General features: G+C 65.4%; 22 protein-coding genes and 1 other RNA gene. 5 read left to right on the top strand and 18 right to left on the bottom strand.

The window, feature by feature from the left end:
• The first annotated feature begins 101 nt into the window (after positions 1–101).
• Positions 102–1,184 carry a hypothetical protein gene (locus tag M4J39_RS17565; RefSeq protein ID WP_251729712.1) on the top strand — a complete coding sequence of 361 codons (1,083 nt, stop codon included), beginning with the start codon at positions 102–104 and terminating at the stop codon, positions 1,182–1,184.
• A gap of 233 nt (positions 1,185–1,417) precedes the next feature.
• On the opposite strand, the gene M4J39_RS17560 is transcribed toward M4J39_RS17565, so the two are convergent.
• From M4J39_RS17560 to M4J39_RS17525, 8 genes are all read right to left on the bottom strand, one after another.
• Positions 1,418–3,607, bottom strand: coding sequence for an esterase-like activity of phytase family protein (locus tag M4J39_RS17560; RefSeq protein ID WP_251729711.1), 2,190 nt, complete (start codon positions 3,605–3,607; stop codon positions 1,418–1,420).
• A gap of 249 nt (positions 3,608–3,856) precedes the next feature.
• Entirely contained in the window at positions 3,857–4,696 is an 840-nt protein-coding gene (locus M4J39_RS17555) for an SDR family NAD(P)-dependent oxidoreductase (RefSeq protein WP_251729710.1), read from the bottom strand.
• Between the two features lie 58 nt (positions 4,697–4,754).
• Positions 4,755–5,372, bottom strand: a complete 618-nt coding sequence (ruvA, locus tag M4J39_RS17550; RefSeq protein ID WP_251729709.1) for a Holliday junction branch migration protein RuvA — start codon at positions 5,370–5,372, stop codon at positions 4,755–4,757.
• A gap of 17 nt (positions 5,373–5,389) precedes the next feature.
• Entirely contained in the window at positions 5,390–5,905 is a 516-nt protein-coding gene (gene ruvC, locus M4J39_RS17545) for a crossover junction endodeoxyribonuclease RuvC (protein WP_251729708.1), read from the bottom strand.
• Between the two features lie 144 nt (positions 5,906–6,049).
• Positions 6,050–7,426 carry a PAS-domain containing protein gene (locus M4J39_RS17540; RefSeq protein ID WP_251729707.1) on the bottom strand — a complete coding sequence of 459 codons (1,377 nt, stop codon included), beginning with the start codon at positions 7,424–7,426 and terminating at the stop codon, positions 6,050–6,052.
• Positions 7,427–7,645: 219 nt separating this feature from the next.
• Positions 7,646–9,040: a hypothetical protein gene (locus M4J39_RS17535; protein WP_251729706.1), complete on the bottom strand. Its 1,395-nt coding sequence runs from the start codon at positions 9,038–9,040 to the stop codon at positions 7,646–7,648.
• A gap of 99 nt (positions 9,041–9,139) precedes the next feature.
• Positions 9,140–9,457: a hypothetical protein gene (locus M4J39_RS17530; RefSeq protein WP_251729705.1), complete on the bottom strand. Its 318-nt coding sequence runs from the start codon at positions 9,455–9,457 to the stop codon at positions 9,140–9,142.
• Positions 9,458–9,820: 363 nt separating this feature from the next.
• Positions 9,821–10,669: an enoyl-CoA hydratase/isomerase family protein gene (locus M4J39_RS17525; protein WP_251729704.1), complete on the bottom strand. Its 849-nt coding sequence runs from the start codon at positions 10,667–10,669 to the stop codon at positions 9,821–9,823.
• A gap of 125 nt (positions 10,670–10,794) precedes the next feature.
• On the opposite strand from M4J39_RS17525, the gene M4J39_RS17520 reads away from it, so the two are divergent.
• From M4J39_RS17520 to M4J39_RS17505, 4 genes are all read left to right on the top strand, one after another.
• Positions 10,795–11,445 carry a TetR/AcrR family transcriptional regulator gene (locus M4J39_RS17520; RefSeq protein ID WP_251729703.1) on the top strand — a complete coding sequence of 217 codons (651 nt, stop codon included), beginning with the start codon at positions 10,795–10,797 and terminating at the stop codon, positions 11,443–11,445.
• A 430-nt stretch (positions 11,446–11,875) separates the two neighbouring features.
• Positions 11,876–12,523, top strand: a complete 648-nt coding sequence (locus tag M4J39_RS17515) for a DUF1062 domain-containing protein (protein WP_251729702.1) — start codon at positions 11,876–11,878, stop codon at positions 12,521–12,523.
• Between the two features lie 77 nt (positions 12,524–12,600).
• Positions 12,601–13,176 carry a DUF2975 domain-containing protein gene (locus tag M4J39_RS17510; protein WP_251729701.1) on the top strand — a complete coding sequence of 192 codons (576 nt, stop codon included), beginning with the start codon at positions 12,601–12,603 and terminating at the stop codon, positions 13,174–13,176.
• 3 nt (positions 13,177–13,179) lie between these two features.
• The gene (locus M4J39_RS17505) at positions 13,180–13,398 is read left to right on the top strand and encodes a helix-turn-helix transcriptional regulator (RefSeq protein WP_251729700.1); all 219 of its coding nucleotides are present in this window, start codon (positions 13,180–13,182) and stop codon (positions 13,396–13,398) included.
• Between the two features lie 79 nt (positions 13,399–13,477).
• Here M4J39_RS17505 and M4J39_RS17500 read toward each other — a convergent pair whose 3' ends face one another.
• The 10 genes from M4J39_RS17500 to M4J39_RS17455 all read right to left on the bottom strand — a co-directional run bounded on the left by M4J39_RS17500 (position 13,478) and on the right by M4J39_RS17455 (position 20,720).
• Complete coding sequence (locus M4J39_RS17500; protein WP_251729699.1) at positions 13,478–14,542, bottom strand: alkene reductase; 1,065 nt, start codon at positions 14,540–14,542, stop codon at positions 13,478–13,480.
• Positions 14,543–14,836: 294 nt separating this feature from the next.
• Positions 14,837–15,856, bottom strand: coding sequence for a purine nucleoside permease (locus tag M4J39_RS17495; protein ID WP_251729698.1), 1,020 nt, complete (start codon positions 15,854–15,856; stop codon positions 14,837–14,839).
• Between the two features lie 133 nt (positions 15,857–15,989).
• On the bottom strand, positions 15,990–16,448 hold the full coding sequence (locus M4J39_RS17490; RefSeq protein WP_251729697.1) for a GFA family protein: 459 nt from the start codon (positions 16,446–16,448) through the stop codon (positions 15,990–15,992).
• A 253-nt stretch (positions 16,449–16,701) separates the two neighbouring features.
• Positions 16,702–17,448 (bottom strand): YebC/PmpR family DNA-binding transcriptional regulator, encoded by a 747-nt coding sequence (locus M4J39_RS17485; protein WP_251729696.1) that lies wholly within the window; start codon positions 17,446–17,448, stop codon positions 16,702–16,704.
• A gap of 130 nt (positions 17,449–17,578) precedes the next feature.
• Positions 17,579–18,397: a TIGR00282 family metallophosphoesterase gene (locus tag M4J39_RS17480; RefSeq protein ID WP_251729695.1), complete on the bottom strand. Its 819-nt coding sequence runs from the start codon at positions 18,395–18,397 to the stop codon at positions 17,579–17,581.
• Between the two features lie 32 nt (positions 18,398–18,429).
• Positions 18,430–19,029 carry a 5-formyltetrahydrofolate cyclo-ligase gene (locus M4J39_RS17475; protein ID WP_371875479.1) on the bottom strand — a complete coding sequence of 200 codons (600 nt, stop codon included), beginning with the start codon at positions 19,027–19,029 and terminating at the stop codon, positions 18,430–18,432.
• 52 nt (positions 19,030–19,081) lie between these two features.
• Positions 19,082–19,237: non-coding RNA, 6S RNA (gene ssrS / locus M4J39_RS17470), on the bottom strand.
• Positions 19,238–19,376: 139 nt separating this feature from the next.
• A complete protein-coding gene (locus M4J39_RS17465; RefSeq protein ID WP_251729693.1) occupies positions 19,377–19,568 on the bottom strand; it encodes a hypothetical protein in 192 nt (63 codons plus the stop codon).
• Positions 19,569–20,080: 512 nt separating this feature from the next.
• A complete protein-coding gene (locus M4J39_RS17460) occupies positions 20,081–20,434 on the bottom strand; it encodes a cell division protein ZapA (RefSeq protein WP_251729692.1) in 354 nt (117 codons plus the stop codon).
• A 4-nt stretch (positions 20,435–20,438) separates the two neighbouring features.
• Positions 20,439–20,720, bottom strand: coding sequence for a DUF4164 domain-containing protein (locus M4J39_RS17455; RefSeq protein WP_251729691.1), 282 nt, complete (start codon positions 20,718–20,720; stop codon positions 20,439–20,441).
• Between the last annotated feature and the right edge of the window lie 162 nt (positions 20,721–20,882).

Below are 20,882 nucleotides of genomic sequence, written 5' to 3'. Positions count from 1 at the left end.
GTCGATGGTGGTGCCCGCACCCCGAGCCGGACTTGAAATCAACACGATGATCGGCCAAGACTGACGCCATGAAGAGCTTGGCTGTAGCGAGACTGCGACGCATGGCATGGTGGAACGTTGCCCGCGACGGATGGATCGTCATGGCCGTTGCGCTGGCGACCGTGGTTGCGACGCCGGCCCTGGCCCAGACCCCACCGCCGCCCGGTGGGTTGGCGTCACCCGGTGGACCGGGCGATGCGCCGATGCCCGGCTTCATGCAGCCGGGATCGGGCCCGTTGCAGCTCATGCCACCGCCGAGCGACGGCTCGGCGCCGGCGCTTCCTGAGGCGGCGACGCCCTACGCGCCCAGCACCGAACCCACCATCGAGACGAGACCTCTCTCCACCGTCGCTCCTCGCGAAACGGGAACGCTGTCGATGACGGCGCGTCTCACCCCCGACGGTCCGCCGCTTGGCGCCGGCGTCGTCTGGCGGGTGTTCGCCGAGGCGCAGGGGCCAAACGGCAGCCGTGAGCTGGTGGCCGAACGGCGCGGCGGTTCGGCCGACTTCGTTCTGAAACCGGGTGGCTATTTCGTCTATTGCGGCTTCGGCTACGCCGGCACCACCGAGCACGTCGTGGTCGGAACCGGCCTGAAAGCGGAGTCGGTGATTCTCAACGCCGGTGGCGTGCGCCTCGCCGCAGTGACGGGCAAGGACCGGCCGCCGCTCGATAGCAGCGATCTCAGCTTCGACATTTTCTCCCAGGAGCTCGACGCGCACGGCGAGCCGAAGGCGGTCGCGCTCGACGTCGCCCCGGGCCAGATCGTGCGCCTGCCGGCCCAAGTCTACAACGTCGTCGCCAACTATGGCGATGCCAACGCCCGCACCACCGCCGATATCGACGTCAAGGCGGGCAAACTCTCGGACATCACGCTGACCGAGAAGGCCGCCAAGGTCACTCTGAAGCTGGTGAGCACGGAGGGCGGCGAAGCCATCGCCGACACCCGCTGGTCGATCCTGACCCAGGCCGGCGACCTCGTCACCACCGGCGTCGGCGCCTTCCCCTCCTTCGTCCTGGCCGAAGGCGACTACACCGTCATCGCCAACCATGAGGACGGTCAGTTCCAGCGCGTGGTCAGCGTCGTCTCGGGCGAAAACGCCGATGTCGAGGTGCTGGCGACGGACGGCCAAAAGGTTGCCAACTGACTGACAGCGCGCCGGCCCAGCCGATTTCCCCATCCTGAGGACTCGCTGAAGTCCATGCGGGTTCATCGCGATTCACCGGGAGTCACTGCCGGCCATGATCCGCCATGATACCGCTTCCGTCAGGTTCCGGCCGAAAGGTCGAAACCCGACGGAAACGGTATCAAATGCTGCGGCGGCCCCGGGTTCTCCCGAGGCCGCCGCCGGCATGTCTCACTCCGTGCGACCTATCCGGATCAATTCGCCGCCCAGTCCTTGCCGAGCTTCAGGAACAGCGTCTCGCCCGAGGAATCGTCGACACCGTCGTTGTCGGTGACGACATAGGCGTCGCCGGCCGCGTCGATGGCGAAGCCCTCGGCCTTGTCGACCACATAGCCGTTGAACGCCTTGAGATCGGGGATGAGATCACGGGCGACGGTCTTGGTCACGAGCGGCAGGTCGCCGCCGAGCGCCGCAGGCTTCATGGCCGCCGCGTCGACGATGGTGAGCGCCTTGAGCGCTGCCTTGCCACCGATCTGGTTGTCGCGTTCGATCAGCACGAACTTGTCGCCCGCCGCCGTGATCTCCGACAAGCCGATCCAGGCGCCATCGGCCGCCTTGTCGAGCGGATAGCGCACCGCGCCCCAGCTCTTGCTGGCCGGCGTGTAGGCGAGGAGCTTGGTCTCACCCTTGGCATCGTCGGCCCATGCGCGCTGGACGGCCAGCCAGACCACCTCGTCGGCACCCGAACCGACCGTCGTCACGCCCTCGAAGCCGTAGTTGGTGGCGCCCTTGACGAGGTCCGCCGGCAGCTCGATCTCCTCAAGGATGGCGCCGTCGGCGGCAACCTTGAGGAGCAGGTTCTTCACATCCTTCTTCGGATTACCCTCGGAGGCAAGCCAGAAGCCGCCGTCGTCGCGGGTGGCGATACCCTCAAGGTCGAGACCTTCGGCGGCGGCGCCGTTGCGGGTCACCGGCGTGGCGGCGACGATCTCCGCAGGCGACTTGCCGGCATCGATTGTGAGGATGCGCGGCGCGGCCGAGTAGAAGCTGTCGGTGACGGCGTAGAGCTTGGCCGCCGTGGTCCGGTCGGCGGCGAGGCCCGACAGGGCGCCGAACGGAATGGTGTCGGCACCGGCCGAAGCCGAGCGAATGGTCGGATATTGCGCGACGCCTTCGGCGCGCTCGTAAATCATCACGTGGGCGCGGACGCCGCCGTCCTCGACGAGATCGGTCTCGTTGGCGGTGACCAAGAGGTTGCGCGACGGGATGGCCAGCACACCCTCGGGACCGATACCGGACGGCAGCACCTGCAAAAGCTCTGGCGCCGCGCCGGTGTCCTTGTAGACGCCGACGACTGAGGCGCGCTCCGAAGCCGCGAAGATCAGACGGTCGCCGCCGTAGGTACCAGCCTCGACGCCCTCGATCTCGATGCCCTTCTTGTTGCGCTTGTCCGGATAGTGACCGAGCGACACCACCTCGTGTTCGAGGCTGGCGCCCGATTCCCAGGCGACCGATCCGTCGGCGTTCCAGATGGTGAAGCCGCGCGAACCGCCTTCGTAATCACCTTCGTTGGCGGTGACGAAACGGTCGTCGTCGAGCCAGACCACGCCATCGGGCTCACGCAGCGCGCCCTCGATCTTGCCCGTCAGCTCAATCTTGCCGTCCTTCTTGGTGTCGATCTTGTCGAGATCCACCGCGCCGGCCGAGAAGTGCCGCGCCACCTTCGCCGTGGCGAGGTCGATGATGGCGATGTGGTTGTTCTCCTGCAGCGTCAGAACGGCTTCATTCTTGCCGTTGATCGCCACGAACTCCGGTTCCGGATCCTCCGGCGCCACTTCGGTGATGCCCGTGAGGTCGACCCGCTGCAGGCTGGCGCAGTCGGCAACGCCGCCCTTCACGGCGAGAACCGCCAGGAAGCCGGCCGGCATCTGCGGCAGCTTGCCTTCGTTGAGATCCTCGTCACGCTCGTTCTCGATGGCGATGGCGAGATAGGCCTTGTCGGGTGACACGGCGACCGAATCGGGCTGGCCGCCGAGGTCGCACTTCGCCTCGACCGCCTTGCTGGCGATATCGACGATGGCGAGATGGCCGGACGGGTTCGTCTTGCTCTCAGAGGTGACGACGCCGACGAAGGCCTTGCCGCCCACCACCTTCACCGAGGTCGGCTCACCTTCCAGCGCCACCACGCCGGCCGGCTTCGGGGCCTTGGGATCGGCGATGTCGACGAGACCGAGCCGCTTGCCGGGGCTATCGGTATAGACCAGCGTCATGCCGTCCTCGGTGGCGCTGATGATCTCGGAAACGCTCGGATTGCCCCGCTCGTCCTCCGGCAGGTTCTGCGTCGTCTCAAAGGTCGCGACACGGTTGAACACGGGCGCGGCGACCGCCGGACAGGCAACGAGCACGGTAGTGGCCAACAGGCCAGCAAGCAGACGAGATGTCATCGGGATCCCCCATTGTTGTAGAGGATCGCAGTCAATGGGGAGGAGATGACGCTGCGATGACGCAATCATGACAATGCGGCGAAGGCGGGCCGCCCCGTTTTCCGCAAATAGACAGATTCAGCCGAGTCCATGCAGGTTCACGGCGATTCACTCGGACTCCGGATCGTCCATGACCGACCATGGGCATCGGGGATGGCCGCCAATCCCTCCCTGCCGGTTTCCCCACCCTACCCGGTCAATTCTCCCCGGTTATTCCTCGATGTAGCGGGCGAAGGCGTCCTTGAAGTCCGGGTGCCAGCGCGACAGCGCCGGGCGGTTGTAGATGACGTCGCCGATCGCCCAGGCCATGCGCTTCTCGTCGAGACGGCGCGGCGTCTCGTTGTCGGGGCAGAGGATGTAGAAGTCGCCCTTGGCGAGCGAAGCCAGCATGAAGTCGATGACCTCCACCGCATGCCAGGCGCCGTCAGGCTTTTCGGCCGAGGGATCGGACGCCGTCAGGCCGGTAAACGTCCAGCCGGGAATCAGGAGGTGGGCGGAGAGCCGGCTGTCGCGGCCGCGCAACTCGTGGGCCAGCTGCTCGGTCACCACCTTCACCGCCGCCTTCGAGGTATTGTAGGCGGCGTTGCCCGGCGGCGTGGTGATGCCCTGCTTGGAGCCTGTGTTGATGACGTAGCCAGGCCTGCCGGCCTCGATCATGCGCGGCACGAAGGCCTGGGTGCCGTTGACGACGCCCCAGAAGTTGACATCCATCAGCTTCCGCCAGTTGTCGGGATTCTCGAGCACGCCACCGCCCTCGCCGATGGCGGCGTTGTTCATCAGGAGGTCGACGTCGCCGAAGCGCTCGAAGGCCGCGTTGGCCAGCGCCTCGACCGCGATGCGGTCGCCGACGTCGGTGGGCACGGCGATCGCCTCCGGACTGCCGGCCGCCTTGGCCGCCGAGGCCGTGGCGGCCAGCTCTCCGCCCACCACGTCGGCCAGCACCAGCTTCATGCCCTTCTGGGCGAGGCGCAGCGCCGCCGCCCGTCCGATGCCGCGCGCCGCGCCGGTGATCACCGCGACATTGCCCGCTTTGACGATCTCGTCGGCCATGTTGCCCCCCTTGTTGTCTTGGTTGTCTCTCGTTGGGTCGCGGCCGTCGCCGCGTGTATCAGCGCGCCAGTTCCTTGAGGCCCTGGCGGATCAGCTGGGTGGTGGTCGCCTCGCTGCCGATCGACTTGGCCGCGGCCTGAACGGCGGCGGCGGCCTGCAACTGGGCATAGCCGAGATTGACCAGCGCCGACACCGCCTCGGCCACCGGACCGGAGACGCGCGCTTCGGCGACGTCGGCGGCGACGCGGATCACCGACGGATCGGCGTCGGCGAAGGCCGGCGCCTTGTCCTTGAGCTCGGTAGCGATGCGTTCGGCCACGCGCTTGCCGACGCCGGGCGCCCGCGAGATGGCCGTGAGGTCGCGCATGGCGATGGCCGTGGCGAGCTGGCCCGGATCGAGCACCGACAGCACGGCGAGCGCCACCTTGGCGCCGACGCCCTGCACCGTCATCAACAGGCGAAACCACTCGCGCTCGATGTCGTTGGAAAAGCCGTAGAGGCGGATCATGTCCTCGCGGACCATGGTCTCGATGGCCAGCGTCGCCGCTTCGCCGGCCTTGGGCAGGCGCTGCAAGGTCCGCGACGAGCAGTAGACCTGGTAGCCGACGCCGTGCACGTCGAGGATCATCCAGTCGTCGCCGAAGCTGTCCACCACGCCCTTGAGCTTGCCGATCATGCTGCCCTGCCCTCCACTCACCCGGCCGCCAGCTTGGCGAGCCGCCCCACCACCGAACCCCGGTGATGGGCATGCGTCAACGCGATGGCCAGCGCGTCGGCGGCGTCGTCGCTATCGAAGGTCGCCTTCGGCATCAAGACCTTGACCATGACTCGGATCTGCCCCTTTTCCGCGTGCCCGGCGCCGACGATCGCCTTCTTCACCGCGTTGGGCGCGTACTCGCCAATCGGCAGGCCGCGCCGGGCCGGCACCAGAAGCGCCACGCCGCGCGCCTGCCCCAGCTTCAGCGTCGCACCGGCGTCCTTGTTGACGAAGGTCTGCTCGATGGCCGCCTCGTCCGGCTGGAACTGATGCAGCACCGCGTCGAGCCCGTCGTGGATCTGGACAAGCCGCGAGGCGAGATCCATGTCGCCATCCGAGGTGACCGCCCCTGAGGCGACAAAACGCACCGAGTTGCCGAGGCTGTCGATGACGCCCCAGCCGGTGCGCCTGAGCCCGGGATCGATGCCGATGATTCGCGTGACGGTAGTCATGGCGGCACGCTAGCCGTGCGTTCATGGTTTGTACAGATAGAGCCTGGGAGACGTCCACCGGTTACGGGATAGCGGAGCACGAGCGGCCCTGGGAGCGGGGCGACATGGCCGCCCCGGATCCTTTGCTACCAGGCAGCGGCTTCCTCAAGCGGCGGTCGTCCGGGTTCTCTCGATCGCGATCTCGGCAAGGCGCGCGGCGAACTCGATCAGCTGATATTCGGCCTTGACCGGCTCCCGCACTGTCCTCGAATACATGGCGAACGTGCCGAGGACATCGCCCTTGCGCGAAATGATCGGCGTGGACCAGCAGGAGCGGAAGCCGTGAGCGCTTGCCACCAGCCGATAGTCGTTCCACAGGGGATCGCTCAGGATGTCGGACACGACCACCATCTCGCGTCGATGGGCGGCCGCCCCGCAGGATGCGTTGTACGGGCCCACGCGGATCCCCTTTGCAGCCCCCAGAAACGGCTCGGACACGCTGGGCGCCGCGCCGCGCCGCAAGGTGACGCCGTCGGCATCGAGCAGCAGCAGGGAACAGAACAACCCGGTGCTCTGGGACTCGGTCAGGAGAACCACCTGATCGAGCACATCTTCCAGAGGCGCATCGGCGACGATCTGTTCCAGGATCTTGATCTGTCCTGCCTGCAAGGCCGAGGCAAGTCTCCGGGAGGTGATGTCGCGGGCGATCCCGACCAGGCCGATCACCTCGTTCCGGTCGTTGCGAAGCGGAACCTTGGTGGAGGATATCCATTTCTGGGCGCCGGCCGCGTCGGTGACGAGTTCTTCCCGATCGACCATGGGAATGCCGCTGCGCATGATCTCGACTTCGATGGCCCTGAACTCCTGGGCGATCTCGGGAGCGTGGAGCTGCGCGTCGCTCGTGCCGATCATGTCGCTGGTGCGGGCGTAATGCGTATCGACTGCGAGAGCCCGGTTCACGACGACGAAGCGCCCCTCGGCATCCTTGACCCACAAATAGTCGGGAACCAGGTCGATCAGGAGCTGCAGGGAGATGCGCTCGGATGCCAGGGCCCGCGCGGTCGTGATCTCGGTCACGTCCTCATGCGTCGACACCCAACCGCCGCCCGGCATGCCTTGGTTCGAGATATAGATGAGCCGGCCGTCGGGGAGTTCCGTGAGCCTCGACGTCGGGGGACCTGAGGCGTTGATCTCCTCCCCCAGACGCAGATACTCCTCCGCCGACACGGGCGACGTTCCAACGGCGCACCGGGCTTCAATGATGTCTTGAAGAGACGTTCCCGGACGCACCTGCTCGGGCCTCAGGCGATAGAGCTCGGCATAGCGGTCGTTGCAGAAGACGAGTTTGCGAGAGCCGTCAAACAGGCAAACGCCCTGCGAAATGTTGCCGAACGCCATTCGGTAGTTCGAAATCTGCGCTTTGAGCGCAGTGATTTCCGCCTCGTACTCGCGCGCCTCGACCTTGGTGTTGGTTCGCGCCGGCTCAACTCGGGCAAGGGGGTCAGTTTGCACTTCCGGATGCGTGGTGTGACTGGTTCCCATAATACGCTCCCCTGAATCGGGCGGTCCTCTGGAAAAATCCTGGCTCTCGGATGCGGCAAAGCAAGCCGAAGATTGAGCCTACGCCGGAACAGTTATTAAAACTTGTATAATTCACAAAGAAATGCACTCAAAGCCAACCTTTGAGTGCAGTAGCGCCCCGCTTGCCTGACATGGGCGCAATCGCCCGTCAAATGACGAAGGGCAGCCGCTCGTTGGCGGTCACAGCACGGTGGCGAACGCGTTGGTCTTCACGATCCAGCCGTGGCTCTGCAGTTGCCGCACTGCCAAGACCGAGGCCTCCCCGGAGATGCGGATCTCCTTCCGTCCGCCTTTTCCGCCGCTGCCAGCCAGCATGGCTTCCACCTCGGAGAGCAAACCGGCATTGGGCGCCGTCCAGGCAAGTTCGTCGGCGGTGAACAGCGCAACCCTGCCGCCAGCCACCTCTAGCATCGGCACGCCGCCAACGATCTGCATGCCATCGATGCGGTTGAGATCGGACGGACGAAAGGCCAGATAGGCGAGCGTCTGCAACGCCGCGAAAGCGCCAATCCGGGTGTCACCGTCGGCGATGAAGCCTGCCAGATCGGCAAGCCCTGGCGTGCCCGAGAGGCCGACCAGATAGCCAACGGCCTGTGTTTTCTCCGTCGGCGTCAGCTTGTCGTTCAGCAAGAACCGTTTGATCGTCGCTTCCGGAACATGGAGAGCCGTCAGACGATTCCGGTTGACGGCGGCACTTTCGCCCGGGTCCATGTCGAGTGTTCGCTCCGTCACGGAATCCAGCGTCCCGAGACCGGACATGATTGCGCCACCGACGCCGGGAACAAAGCCGATGGCCTTGTCGATACCGAAGCCGCCGACCGCTGAGTAGGAGGCAACCTTGTCGAGTTCACCGGCCAGCGGCAGATAGTGCGTGTAAGGATCGACCTTCAACTGCGCCGCGAGACGGCGTTTTGTCTTCGCTATGCCGACGAAACTCTGGAGCAGGCTGTCATCTTCCCGATCCGGCCGCTTTTTCTCCGGATGGCCGAGGGTGGTGATGAACTCGCCAGCGCCGGACACGCCGCGCCGGACCGAATGGACCTTTCGCGTGATGTTGGAGTAGCCGGCCTTCGTGGCGCCGATCGGATCGGTTACCGTGTGATAGACAGCGACAACCGGACTGGCCACGGCGCCTCCGACGCCCTGGATGAACTCACCTGCGGGTGATCGCTTTTCGAGAGCATCGAGCGCGAGCAGTTCCTGCAGATGTTTGCGGGCAAGACCGTCGCCGGTGACCGTATAGGAACCTGCCTTCGTTGCGAAAGCATAGATGTTGTACCGCCCGTCGCTCGCCACGTCCGGCTGCACCTCATAGCCGGCCCCCGTCCGATAGGTTCCGAGCAAAGCGGCCGCCGAACGAGGCTTGGGCGCTTCCGTCGTCTCTTTCGATTTCGATGATCTCGCCTCCGCCGCTTGTGCCGGAGGCGAGGCATAGTCGAAGAACTTGCCGTTGGCGTCTCTGGAAGCGCATCCCGCCAGCACGGGCAAGACGACGAGGCCGACGGATATCAGGCTCGGCAGGGACCGGCGCGACGCCGGCCTGCGACGGGAGACACGTCCGAGAAAACTCTTCATATCGCGCTTTCCGCTAGAAGGGCCGGAAGACCAACCGTCATCATCTATTGTTTCCGCATCGCTTTTTCGGAGGTGTCGGGTCCGTCTCCGCGCAATGCCCTAATGAAGATCCAGAACCTGCTGGCAAAGCGGGGAGAACTGTGCCTGCGAGGTGGACAAGCAGCGTCTGATCGTGAGTGGGAAAAGCCCGCCGCAGATCGTCTGCATTTCGAGTTGGCAGGCATGCGCGGTATCCCAGAAGCTTTGGCATACCGGCGAGAGGTTCTCGCGATGCTCGGCGACACAACTGGCGATGGAGCTCGGCATCAGCCGCCATGGACGCAGACAAAGCGACCGAATTTCGGCGCCGCATTGTTCCTTGACGGCCGCCGACGGGGCGCCAGCCAACCCGCCTTCGGAAGCGACGCCGTCCGTCATGAGCGACAACAGGACGAGGCCGAAACGAGCGGGCCGGATCAGCTGCGGGAGGACGGGAGCACGCACTATTCTACCGATACGCGTAAACATAGGCGTACTCCCATAAAATGGGGGGCGAAGGCCGATCGATCAGCGGACTTTCCCGTTCGAAGGAAGACGCGATACCGGGCAACGCAGCCATCGACAGCGTAGCGGCACAGAAGGTCCTTCGGCTCAGAAGAGATTTCTCGCGTGCCGGGGGGGCGCCCGAGCCGACACCGCGCTCCGAGTTTCCGTTCGTCATGGCGTTCATCCGATGGCGACGCCGACCGGTTCGTTCGAGCGGCTGGAACAGGCGGATTTCTTGTCGATTTCCGAATTGGCTCAGAACGGCCTACCCGGATCGGCCAGCAGCTCCGGGTCCGGAACGAGCGACTTGCTTGCCACGTTGGCCAGCATCTGGTGCGCCATGTGGAAGCCGAAATCTTCGGCGATCGCCTTCTTCCAGGGCCGCGACACGATGTTATGCGTGGCCCAGCGCGCGTAGCGCGGCCGCTTCATGATGAACCGGGCGATATCCCAGGCCTTCTCAAGGAGGTCGCCGCGCGCCACCACGTCGGAGATCGCGCCAAGTTCCAGCGCTTCGCTCGCCGGGATGGGCTTCGCGCCGTAAATGGCCGCCGCCGCCCGCTTCTGTCCCATAAGTGTTTGCAACGCCATGCCATGACCGTCTCCCGGCGGACTGCCCAACCAGAAATGCGGGTCCATGAAATCGGCATCGGGGACTGCCAGGGTGACGTCGCAGAGCAAGGCGAACTCGGTGTGGACGCCGGGACCGTTGACGGCCGAAATGGTAGGAATGTCAATGTTGTAGACGAAGCTCTCGATATGCTTCCAGCCATCCATCATCCGCTGGAAGATGTGATCGGGGTCGAGATCGGAAGCCGGCTTCGGATTGAGCCCCTTGGCGTCACCGGTCATCCACTTGTCGCCTGTGCCGGTAACGATGAGCACCTGATTCTCGGGATCGTTGCCGATGTCCTGCCACACCCGGGCCCATGCATTGTGCGCCGCCGGGCTGTGCCGGTAGGGACCGTCGTCGGTATGCATGCGGGCTTCGATGATGCCATCCCGGCGGCTCATCCCGAAGAACTCCGCATAGCGCCGCGAGTACTCCTCGAACGGGGTAGGCGGAACATAGCCCGCCCATTCCTGAGCCGGATTCCACGTCATGGGGAGGTCTCCAAGATTCGAGTTTCGGCAGCCGGCTTTCGTCGCAAATCCGACGTTCGCCGTGGCAAGCGGAAGCAGCACGCAGGATGGTTGCCAGGGCAACAACAACGATTTAAGATGCACTCATGGATCTAGTAGCGGCCTCACGTCGCGCCGTCAAGATTCATGAGTGCATCTTATTTTTTGGGGCAAACGATCAAATGGCGGAACGGCGTCGGGGAGAAAGTCTCGAACGCGCCATCCTCGAGGCGGCTTGGGCCGAACTGGTAGAGCGGGGCTATGCGGGGCTGACGATGGAGCGGGTCGCAGAAAGGTCCGGCACAAGCCGTCCCGTGCTCGCCCGACGTTGGGAGACCAAGTCGGAGCTGGCCGTTGCCGCCATCCGACAGCAACTGACCAAACACCCCATGGAGGTCGCCGACCGAGGCGATCTGCGTACGGAGCTGCTGGAGTTTCTCGAACGGGCATCGGCGCGCGCCTTCGGCATCGCCGCTGCCTTCACCTTGATCTCGAACGAGTATTTCTCGGAAAGCTCATCTGCTCCCAAGGACTTGCAGGCGGCGCTCGCACAGGGGGAGACGCGGTATCTTGCCATCATCCTGCAACGAGCCGTCGAGCGGGGCCAGATCGATGCAGAGCGACTGGTTCCCCCTGTTTCATCGCTGCTCAGCGATCTCTTCCGCTATCACGTCGTCATGAACTTCGCCGCGCCTCCGGAAGCCTTGCGGCAAGCCTGGGTGGATACGATTTTTCTGCCGCTGCTTCAGGCCAAATAGGGAGCAGCAGCGGACGCCTGTCAGCTCACCACCTTCTTCCTCGGCCTGATGTGGGCCTCCTCCCGGCGGTTGAAGCCGGCGTGACCGACCATTGCGCCGCCGCCACAGACGACAACCCAAGATGACGGATCGACCATTGCACGGTTGCACCCGCCGTCGGCCATGCTATGAGCGGCTTCCCTTGAATGGACACACGAGGCGTCGCCTTGCCGTCGTAATGCCGGTCTCATCCCGCAGTACCCGCATTTTCGGAAACCCCGGTTTCCGGATGACTTTTGACGTCCATCGGGTGGCGGATCGAGACCGGCCTGGCCTTGTCGCCGTCGGCATCCCGCCGCACACGAACTGATCCGCGCACCCGCCATGCCGCGCCCGCTCCGCCGGGCCTCGTCCGCCATGCCGCTGGACTTCCTTCAAGGAAGACCCTGGCATGTCCGACTGTCTCCACGTCCGCTGGACCATCGTTCCGCGCGACTGTCCCCGTCCCGTTCTCGCCTGTCCGACCTGCGGTGGCGACCGCCCCTACCACCCGAGCGGCAAGATCCGCCTCAATGCCAACGGCAAGCGGCTCGATGCCTGGCTGATCTACAAGTGTGACGATTGCGACCGCACCTGGAACCGGCCGTTCCTGGAGCGGCGGCTCGCCGCCGACATTCCTCCGGCCGAGCTCGCTGCCCTGAGATCCGGCGACCCGGCCCTTGTTCGTCGCCTCGCCTTCGATCTCGCCGCGCTCCGCCGCAAGACGCCAACCATCATTCAGTCCGAAAGCGTGGCGGTCGACAAGGCGGTGCTCGGCGGCACCGGCGCTTCGACGAACGTCGAAATCGCACTCGCCATACCCTACCCGGTCGGCCTGCGTGTCGACCGCCTGCTGGCGGTCGAACTCGGCTGCGCACGCGGCCGGATCGCTGCCCTGGCGAAGGCCGGCCGCCTGACTGTCGGAGACGGCGGCAACGCGCTGAAGCGGCCACCTCGCGACGGCCAGGCCATTTTCCTCGACCTCGTGGGGCTCGACGACGGACGCGCCATCAGCGACGCCGCCCGACAGCCGACGAACCGTTTGACGGGTCACGCGTGACGACAGATATTTCTGTTTGACGATGTTGAATTATTGAATTACGATAATTTTGTCAACGCAGACAAGGTGTGGACATCATGAACTCGCTTACACTCTCTGACATGGCGCAGGTTTCGGCCGGCACGTCGCGCCGTCGCCGCCTGACGCGGCTCGCCGGCTTCGCCTCATGGGCCAGTTTCGTGTCGACGGCGCTCATCGCGCTCGCCACCGCCTACCTCTGGCTCATCGAGGGAGCGCTTGCCGAATGGCTTGTCGAGTCGGCCGACGGCGTCATGGTGACGCCCTCCCCGATGATGGTGGGCACCGCCGGCGCCGTTGCCATGGTGCCCGTCGCATTGCTGGTCGCCATGCTCGTCGAACTCGGACGGCTCTTCCGGCTGTTCGCGGACGGTTCGGTGTTCGATCCGGTGGTGCCGCGCCGGCTCGGCCGCGTCGGCTGGCTGGCGTTTTCAAGCTGCGCCGCCACGGTCATGTGCAAGACGCTTGTGACGCTGCTCATGACGTCGGCCAACCCGCCGGGGCACCACATGCTCACGATCGGCGTTGATTCGCAGGCGCTGGCCGCGCTGATGTTCGGCTTCCTGTTCCTGGTCTTCTCGCTAGTGATGCAGGAAGCGCTCGGCCTGGCCGAGGAAAACCGGAGTTTCGTCTGAGCGATGCCCATTGTCGTCAATCTCGACGTCGTTCTGGCGCAGCGCAAGATGCGCTCCAAGGAACTCGCCGCCGCCATCGGCATCACCGAGGCCAACCTGTCGCTCCTGAAGTCCGGCAAGGTGCGCGGCGTCCGCTTCGAGACGCTGGCCAAGATCTGCGAGGCACTGGAGTGCCAGCCCGGCGACATCCTCGAATACCGCCTTGAGGCGGAGGGAGCCTGAACGGTCTCATCCAACATGACAAACGCCCCGCGACGATCCTGCCACGGGGCGTTTTTGTTACACTCGACTTGCGTGTCTCTCAGACCGAAACGGTTTCGAGCGCCGGGTAGTCGGTATAGCCGAGGGCGCCCTCGGCGTAGATCGTCTCGGGTACCAGCGGGTTGCGCGTCGAACCGGCCCGGAAGCGCTCGACGAGATCGGGGTTGGCGATGAACTCCTTGCCCCAGGCGACCGCGTCGGCCCGGCCGGCGGCGACTTCCGTCGTCGCCTGATCGAAGGTGAAGCCCTCGTTGGCGATCAGCGCGCCGCCGAACTGCTCCTTGATGTGGGGCGTCAGGCGATCGTCGCCGAGATGCTCACGGGTGAAGATGAAGGCGATGCCACGCTTGCCCGCCTCGCGGGCGACGTAGCCGAAGGTGGCCTTCGGATCGCTGTCGCTCATGTCGTGGCTGTCGCTGCGCGGGGCGAGATGCAGGCCGACGCGGCTGGCGCCCCAGACGCTGATCGCCGCATCCACCGCCTCCAGCATCAGCCGGGCGCGATTCTCGACCGGGCCGCCATAGGCGTCGGTGCGCTTGTTCGTCCCGTCCTGCAGGAACTGGTCGAGCAGGTAGCCGTTGGCGCCATGGATCTCGACGCCGTCAAAGCCCGCCTCGCGAGCGTTCTCCGCTCCCTTGCGATAGGCTTCGACGATGCCGGGCAGCTCGTCGATGTCGAGGGCGCGCGGCGTCGGATAGGGGCGCATCGGCCGGAGCAGGCTGACGTGGCCGGCCGGCTGGAGAGCGCTGGGCGCCACCGGCAAATCGCCATCCAGCAGCGACGGATCGGAAATGCGGCCGACGTGCCAGAGCTGCATGACGATCTTGCCGCCCTTGCGATGCACCGCGTCGGTGATCGGCTTCCAGGCCTCGACCTGAGCGTCGGAGTAGATGCCGGGCGTCGCCGCATAACCGGCGCCCTTGGGCGTGACGATGGTCGCCTCGGTGAGGATGAGGCCGGCCGACGCCCGCTGCTCGTAATATTCGCGCATCACGTCGGTGGGGATGCGGTCGGCGGTGGCCCGCGCCCGCGTCAGCGGCGCCATGACGATACGATTGCGGAGCTCGAGAGCGCCAAGGCGCACAGGATCGAAGAGTGTGGGCATGGAACGGTTCCTGGCGGGCTGGACGGAAGGACCAACCGGAATTAGGGGTATATGCACGCTTTTCTAGTGCACACCGCCGCTCGGGCCTAGGGCCGAGCTGTGAACATTTCCGTGAAGTCCAGAAATGACATCGGAACCAATGCCTTGCCCTCAACACCGGCAGGCGCGGTCCCGGCATGTCAACCTGCCAGGACGCCGGATCGCCGCTCGTTGAGGGAGTTGAGAGCTTCCCGGGTCCCTGAGAGACCCGAGAAGTTCTCGAACACCAACCGCCGCTTGCGACGACGTTGGGTCTCAGTCCTTGGGAACGCCGTCCTTCCACACATCCCAGTCGGCAATGATGGCGCCGGTGAGCGCCGATCCGACGCGATAGGCATTCTCCAGCGAAGGCATGAACCCGCCGGAGTTGGCGTTGAGCGAGTCGCTGGGCAGTTGCCCGGGATGCTCCTGATCGAAGTTCGAGGCCGTGCGCAGCACCGCGATCCGCTTGAAATCGAGCCGTCCCATGTCGGCGCCGCGCTTCAGCGCCGTCAGCGTGGCGTTATCCTCTTGCTGGGTGGTGCAGTAGTTGGCGGCGCCGTCGGTCAACAGCTTCGCCCAGGCGTCGATGGCATCGCTCATCGCCTTGCCGTGCCACCACGTATCGCCGGAAACGGTGTCGCAGATCGACACCGTCGGCGCGGCGTTGGCCGGCGCGGCCGGATAGAGCGCCCGGTAGGCGCGCGCATCATCGCTGTCGGCGAGAGCGACGTCCTTGCTCAGCGCATAGGCCTTGTCGACCAACGCGTCGTCGAGATGGTAGATCTCGGTGCCGTAGAGCGACTTCGGCTTCTCGCCCGGCGCCTTGGAGTACATGCCGAACAGGCCGGTGTTCCAGCCCTCCGGCAGCGAACGGGCGTCGACCTCCCACTGCAGGCCGCCGTCGATCGCATAGCGCGCCCAGAGAGCCGACCCCGTGGTGCCGTCGGCCGGATCGACCCCGGCGATGCCGGCGATCAGGAAATAGGTGTGGCTGAGGTCCAGCTTGTCGGAGTGGACCAGCGCGGAAATCGAGCTGGCCGCGTTGGCGTAGCCCATCGCCGTCGTGACCAGGCAGAGACCGGCCGCGTTGCACGACAGGTCGGGAAAGGCTTCGGACAGACCGGCAATCGGCGTCTTGGTATCGAGCTTTTCACGCTCGAGCCAATGCGTCGCCTCGTGCTTGAACATGCTGATCACCAGCACCTTGGGCGCAATCGGCGCGTCGGTCGCCATCGCCGGAGAGGCGGCCATCAGCGCACCGGCGGCGGCAAACAACGGAAGAGACGGGTTCATGGCAGCTCCTTGACAGCGGACGACGGGGTGGATGCCACAGCGGGCAACCGTCGCGGGGCTAACAGCCGCCTTCCCCCATCTCAAGGACAAACAATGGGCATGGGAGGTCACCAAACAAGCAGGCGTCGTTCCCTCAGGTGTCGTGGTCGGGATGCTGGAAGGAAACGATGTCGGCCTGGAAGCGGTCGACCTTAGCCTGCTCCTCCGGCGGCCGGGTCGGCAGGTCTGCGAGGCGGGAGAACCAGCTCATCCGGTGTTCGAGACCGACTTGTATGGTCGGCGGCACGCTTTCGGGATCGTCCAGGGCGCCGATGGCGAGTTCCAGCGCCGGTCCGCCCCAATCGTAGGCGAGCGGCGTGCCGCAATGATTGCAGAAGCCGCGCCGAACCTTGTTGGAACTCTGGAACCACGCCGGTTCGCCGCGCGTCCAGGAAAAGCGATCGTTGGGAGCCGACACCAGCGGCCCGAAGAACGAGCCGAACGCCTTCTGGCACATGCGGCAATGGCAGATGCTCGCTCGCCCGAGCGGTCCGTCGACATGAAAGCGCACCCGTCCGCACTGGCATCCGCCGGAGTGACCGTCTTCACCCATCTCGCACCTCCGAAGGGAGACGATAGCATGGAGCGGACAGGCATGCCGAGAGCGCGCTGCGCCCCTCTCCCTGGTCCCTCCCCCACAAGGGGGGAGGGTACGATGGGAACTGCCGACCCATTTTCCGGGCAAGTCGAGCCTTCCAGCGGCGGGTAGGCCCAAACCGTGTACGAACCGGCAGGCACATACGAGAAGCCCGCCGTCACCCCTCAGGCAACGGCGGGCATGAACTGTCCGATCGTCGAAGCCAGCCTCAGCTCGCGAGCTTGGCCGCCACTTCGTCCGAGACTTCCATGTTGGTGTAGACGTTCTGCACGTCGTCGTCGTCTTCCAGGAGATCCACCATCTTCATCAGGCTCTGGGCCTTCTCCTCGTCGAGGTTCGACGTGGTCTTCGGCTTCCAGACCGACTTGATCGAGGCGGCGGCGCCCAGCGAGGCTTCCAGCGCCTTGGTCACTTCGCCCATCGACTCGAAGGCGCAGTAGATGAAGTGGCCTTCCTCGTCGGATTCGACGTCGTCGGCGCCGGCCTCGATGGCGGCTTCCAGCACGGCGTCATTGGAGCCGGCGCTGAGCGGATAGCTGATCTCGCCGAGGCGATCGAACATGAAGCCGACCGAGCCGGTCTCGCCGAGAGCGCCACCGGCCTTGGTGAAGATCGAGCGGACCACCGAGGCGGTGCGGTTGCGATTGTCGGTGAGCGCCTCGACGATGACGGCGGTGCCGCCCGGGCCGTAGCCCTCGTAGCGCACCTCGTCGAAGTTCTCCGTGTCGGCGCCGGCCGCCTTCTTGATCGCCCGGTCGATGTTGTCCTTGGGCATGTTCTCGGCGCGGGCGTTGAGGATGGCGAGACGCAGACGGGCGTTCATCGCCGGATCCATGCCGCCGATCTTGGCCGCCACCGTGACTTCGCGGGCGAGCTTGGCGAAGATCTTCGACCGCTTGGCGTCCTGCGCGCCCTTGCGGTGCATGATGTTCTTGAACTGTGAATGACCGGCCATAGTGCCTCCTGAGGGAGCCGCGAAAGGGCGCGGGGCGCATGCACACGCCTCCGCGACCATCGATCACGGCACAAATCCACGAATGGGCCGCCTTATAGGCGTTTGTTGGCCTTAAATCCAGCCGGGGGTCCTACCAAAACGTCGGCAGCGCCTCCGCGAGACGACCGCCGATCCGGACCGGAGCGATCGCCTCGGCGAGCCCGGTGGAATCGCTCACCTCGACGGCGACGCCGCACAGCGTCGGCTCGCCCAGCGCCGGCTGGAAGCGCGCCGTCGGAATCTTGCGCAGGAAACGGTTGACCGGCTCATCCTTCTCCATGCCGAGCACGCTGTCGTAATCGCCGGTCATGCCGGCGTCGGAGAGATAGGCGGTGCCGCCATCGAGGATCTGGTAGTCGGCGGTCGGCACATGGGTGTGGGTGCCGACGACGAGCGACGCCCGGCCGTCGAGATAGTGGCCCATCGCCTGCTTTTCGCTGGTCGCCTCGGCGTGCATGTCCACCACCACGGCATCGACCATGCCGCCGAGCGGACAGGCATTGAGCTCGCGGTCTGCGGCGGCGAAGGGGTCGTCGAGCGCGTCCATGTAGACGCGGCCCATGACGTTCACCACCAGCACCCGCGCGCCGTTGCGGGCGATGGCCACGGTGGCGCCACGTCCGGGCGTTCCGGGCGGATAGTTGGCCGGACGGAGAAGCTGCGGTTGCCGCTCGATGAAGACGAGCGCCTCGCGTTGGTCCCAGGCGTGATTGCCGGTGGTCACCACGTCGGCACCGGCGTCGAGGAAGTCCTGGCAGATCTCCTCGGTGATGCCGAAGCCGCCGGCGGCGTTCTCGCCGTTGACCACCACCAGATCGAGACCGTAGTCGGCGATCAGGCCGGGCAGGATGTCGGAAATGGCATTGCGGCCCGCGCGGCCCACCACATCTCCCACGAACAGCAATCGCATCGTCCGGCGGTCTCCCCCATGTGCTGTCAGGCTCAAGGAGCGAAACGGAACACGTCCCGCTCGGTGACGATCATGTCGAGCGGCGCATCATGGGGTTCCATGGGCACCACCGCCACTTCCTGCACCGAGAAGGCGATGCCGATCAAGCGGGGAAAACGGCCAGCAGCGCGCAAACGCGCGACGGCGCGGTCATAGTAGCCCCGTCCGTAGCCGACCCGGCCGCCGTTGCGGTCGAAGGCGGTGAGCGGCATCAGCAGAACGTCCGGCTGGATTTCCGGGGCATCGGGACCGGGTCCGCGCGTGCCGAAGCCGAGCGGCACCAGCCTGTCGCCGGGGCGAACGCGCCGGAAGACGAGGCCGCTTTCCACCATCACCGGCAAGCCCACCGGATGGCCGCGCCCGTCCAGCCCGGCGATGGCCTTGGTGAGATCGACCTCGCTCAGGATCGGCAGAAAGGCGGAAACCGCGCACCCCGGTTCGAGATCGAGAGCCAGAACCGATGCGACGATGGCGGCCGAGCCGTTCGCCCTCGCCATGGCGTCGAGCCCGTCGCGGCGGGTCAGCGCCGAGGCGCGGACGCGCGCCTTCTCGGTGGCAACGAGCGCACGGGAAGGGACGGAGGAAGCTTCGATGGAAATGGCACGCCTCCGGAAATGCGGAAAGGCCGAAAGCCTGAGAGGGTGTGGCGCCCGCGAACGACCGTCGGAAGTGTGATCCCGGGAAACCTACAACGTAGGTGGGCGCCGTGTGCCCAAACCCACGGGTTCGGGCGGGGACAGCTCCCTTCAGGATCATTAAGGCCCCGGGGATATTGATTCCTAACGAGAAGCGCAGCTACGCCACTGCATCTATATAGGCGAGACCGTCGGTCCGGCAAAGAGCCCAACTGCGACAAAAAGCCTCAAGATTAGTTCGGGCAAAAAGAAGGGGCGGCAGGAAAGCCCACCGCCCCAGTCGCTGCGCGGATCGCAGTAGCCGTTTACCGACCGGCCGTCATGACGACGAGCGTTGCAAGCATCGCCGCCGTTCCGGCCAGGGCGAGGACGATCAGGGCGGGATAGCCGAACAGCGCCACCGCTCCGATGCCAGCTGCGAGGACAACGACCATGGCCCCGAGTACCGTCCAGGCGCTCGCACCGCGATGTTCGTTTGCCGGCTCCTGACTGGCCATGAAAGTCCTCCGAGTAATCCTGTCGAGCCCCATATATGGAATTATCCGTAGCGAGGCAACGGTGCTTTCGCCGCATCAGCTCTGCGCCGCTTGCATGGACCTCCGAAGGAAATACCGAGCCATTCCAATGAAGAAGGTGCCCCTATTTCGTCTCTGCCACCAGTAGACGAAAGCTCATGTCCATCCGACGTTTGGTCGGCAGGCAAGGCGACGCGGCGGTCGGGAGGGCAGAGCCTGGCTCGAAACTCGCTGGGGTGCCGCAGATGGCGATGAGTTCGAGCACCGGAGCGGAGCGAACTTGAGCAACTCCAGCAAAAGTGGGAACCGGTTTTGCGTCCGGAGTTGCGTCGAGCAAGACACAGGGCATTGGCGGTGAACCGCCAATGCCTAGGGGTTCGTGAGCACCGGAAGCGCAGAACTCGAAGTTCAGGCATCCGCCCGAAAAGTTGCAGACTTTTCGGGCCAAGCGGATGCCCGGGATGCCCGCCCCAGTAGAGTTTCGGGCCAGGCTTTCAGACCATCTTCTCGGCGATGACCTCAATCCGGGCCGCGGCCGTGAGCACCTTCTCGGCCAGGCGGCGTTCCACCTCGCCTTGCCGTTCGAGAAGTGCGTCGCGGCTCTCGCGCAGCGAACGCACCTCGGCTTCGAGGCCCTTCAGGCGCCGCTCGGTCTCCGACAGTTGGTCGAGCACGGTGATGGCGCTCATCACGGTCAGCCGCTGGTCGCCGATTTCGCCGAACACGCCGCGGATCTCGTTGATGATGGCGTCGAGGCGGCTGGCAAGCCCGTAGAGATGCTCCTCCTGGCCGTCGTCGCAGGCCATGCGGTAGGTCTTGCCGGCAATCGTCACGGTCACCTGGCTCAAGGGGTCAGCCTCCGTGGGCATCGAGAACGGAGCGGATCGACTCCATGGCGGCGACGAGGCGGCGGGACACTTCGCGATTGGCATCCTCGAGGCGGCCGGCCTTGGCGAGCGCGTCGTCGAGGTCGCCGGCAAGGCGCGACCGATCCTCCCCGAGGCGGAACAACTCGTCCTCGAGACCGGAAATGGTGCGCTCGCCGGCAAGCCGCCGTTCCACCGCAAGTTCCAGGCGCCCCAGTGCCTGGTCGAGCCTTTCAAAGGCCGCGTCCAAAGACGCCGCTCCGGCCATGACCGCCTCCGGATGCTCTACCGGGTCGACGGAAGATCGGCCGGAGAACTCATCACTTGTCTGGCTTGGTTGCCACAAAGATAATGACCTGACAACGGTCCGTTTGCCGGCGATCTGGGAAAATACCAGCTTTCCCCTTTTTTGGCCTGCGAGCGCTTTGGC

This window comes from Pleomorphomonas sp. NRK KF1 (assembly GCF_023721755.1).
GTDB lineage: Bacteria > Pseudomonadota > Alphaproteobacteria > Rhizobiales > Pleomorphomonadaceae > Pleomorphomonas.
Note: the sequence above shows the minus strand (reverse complement) of the source record. Positions and strands in the feature narration are given on the sequence as shown.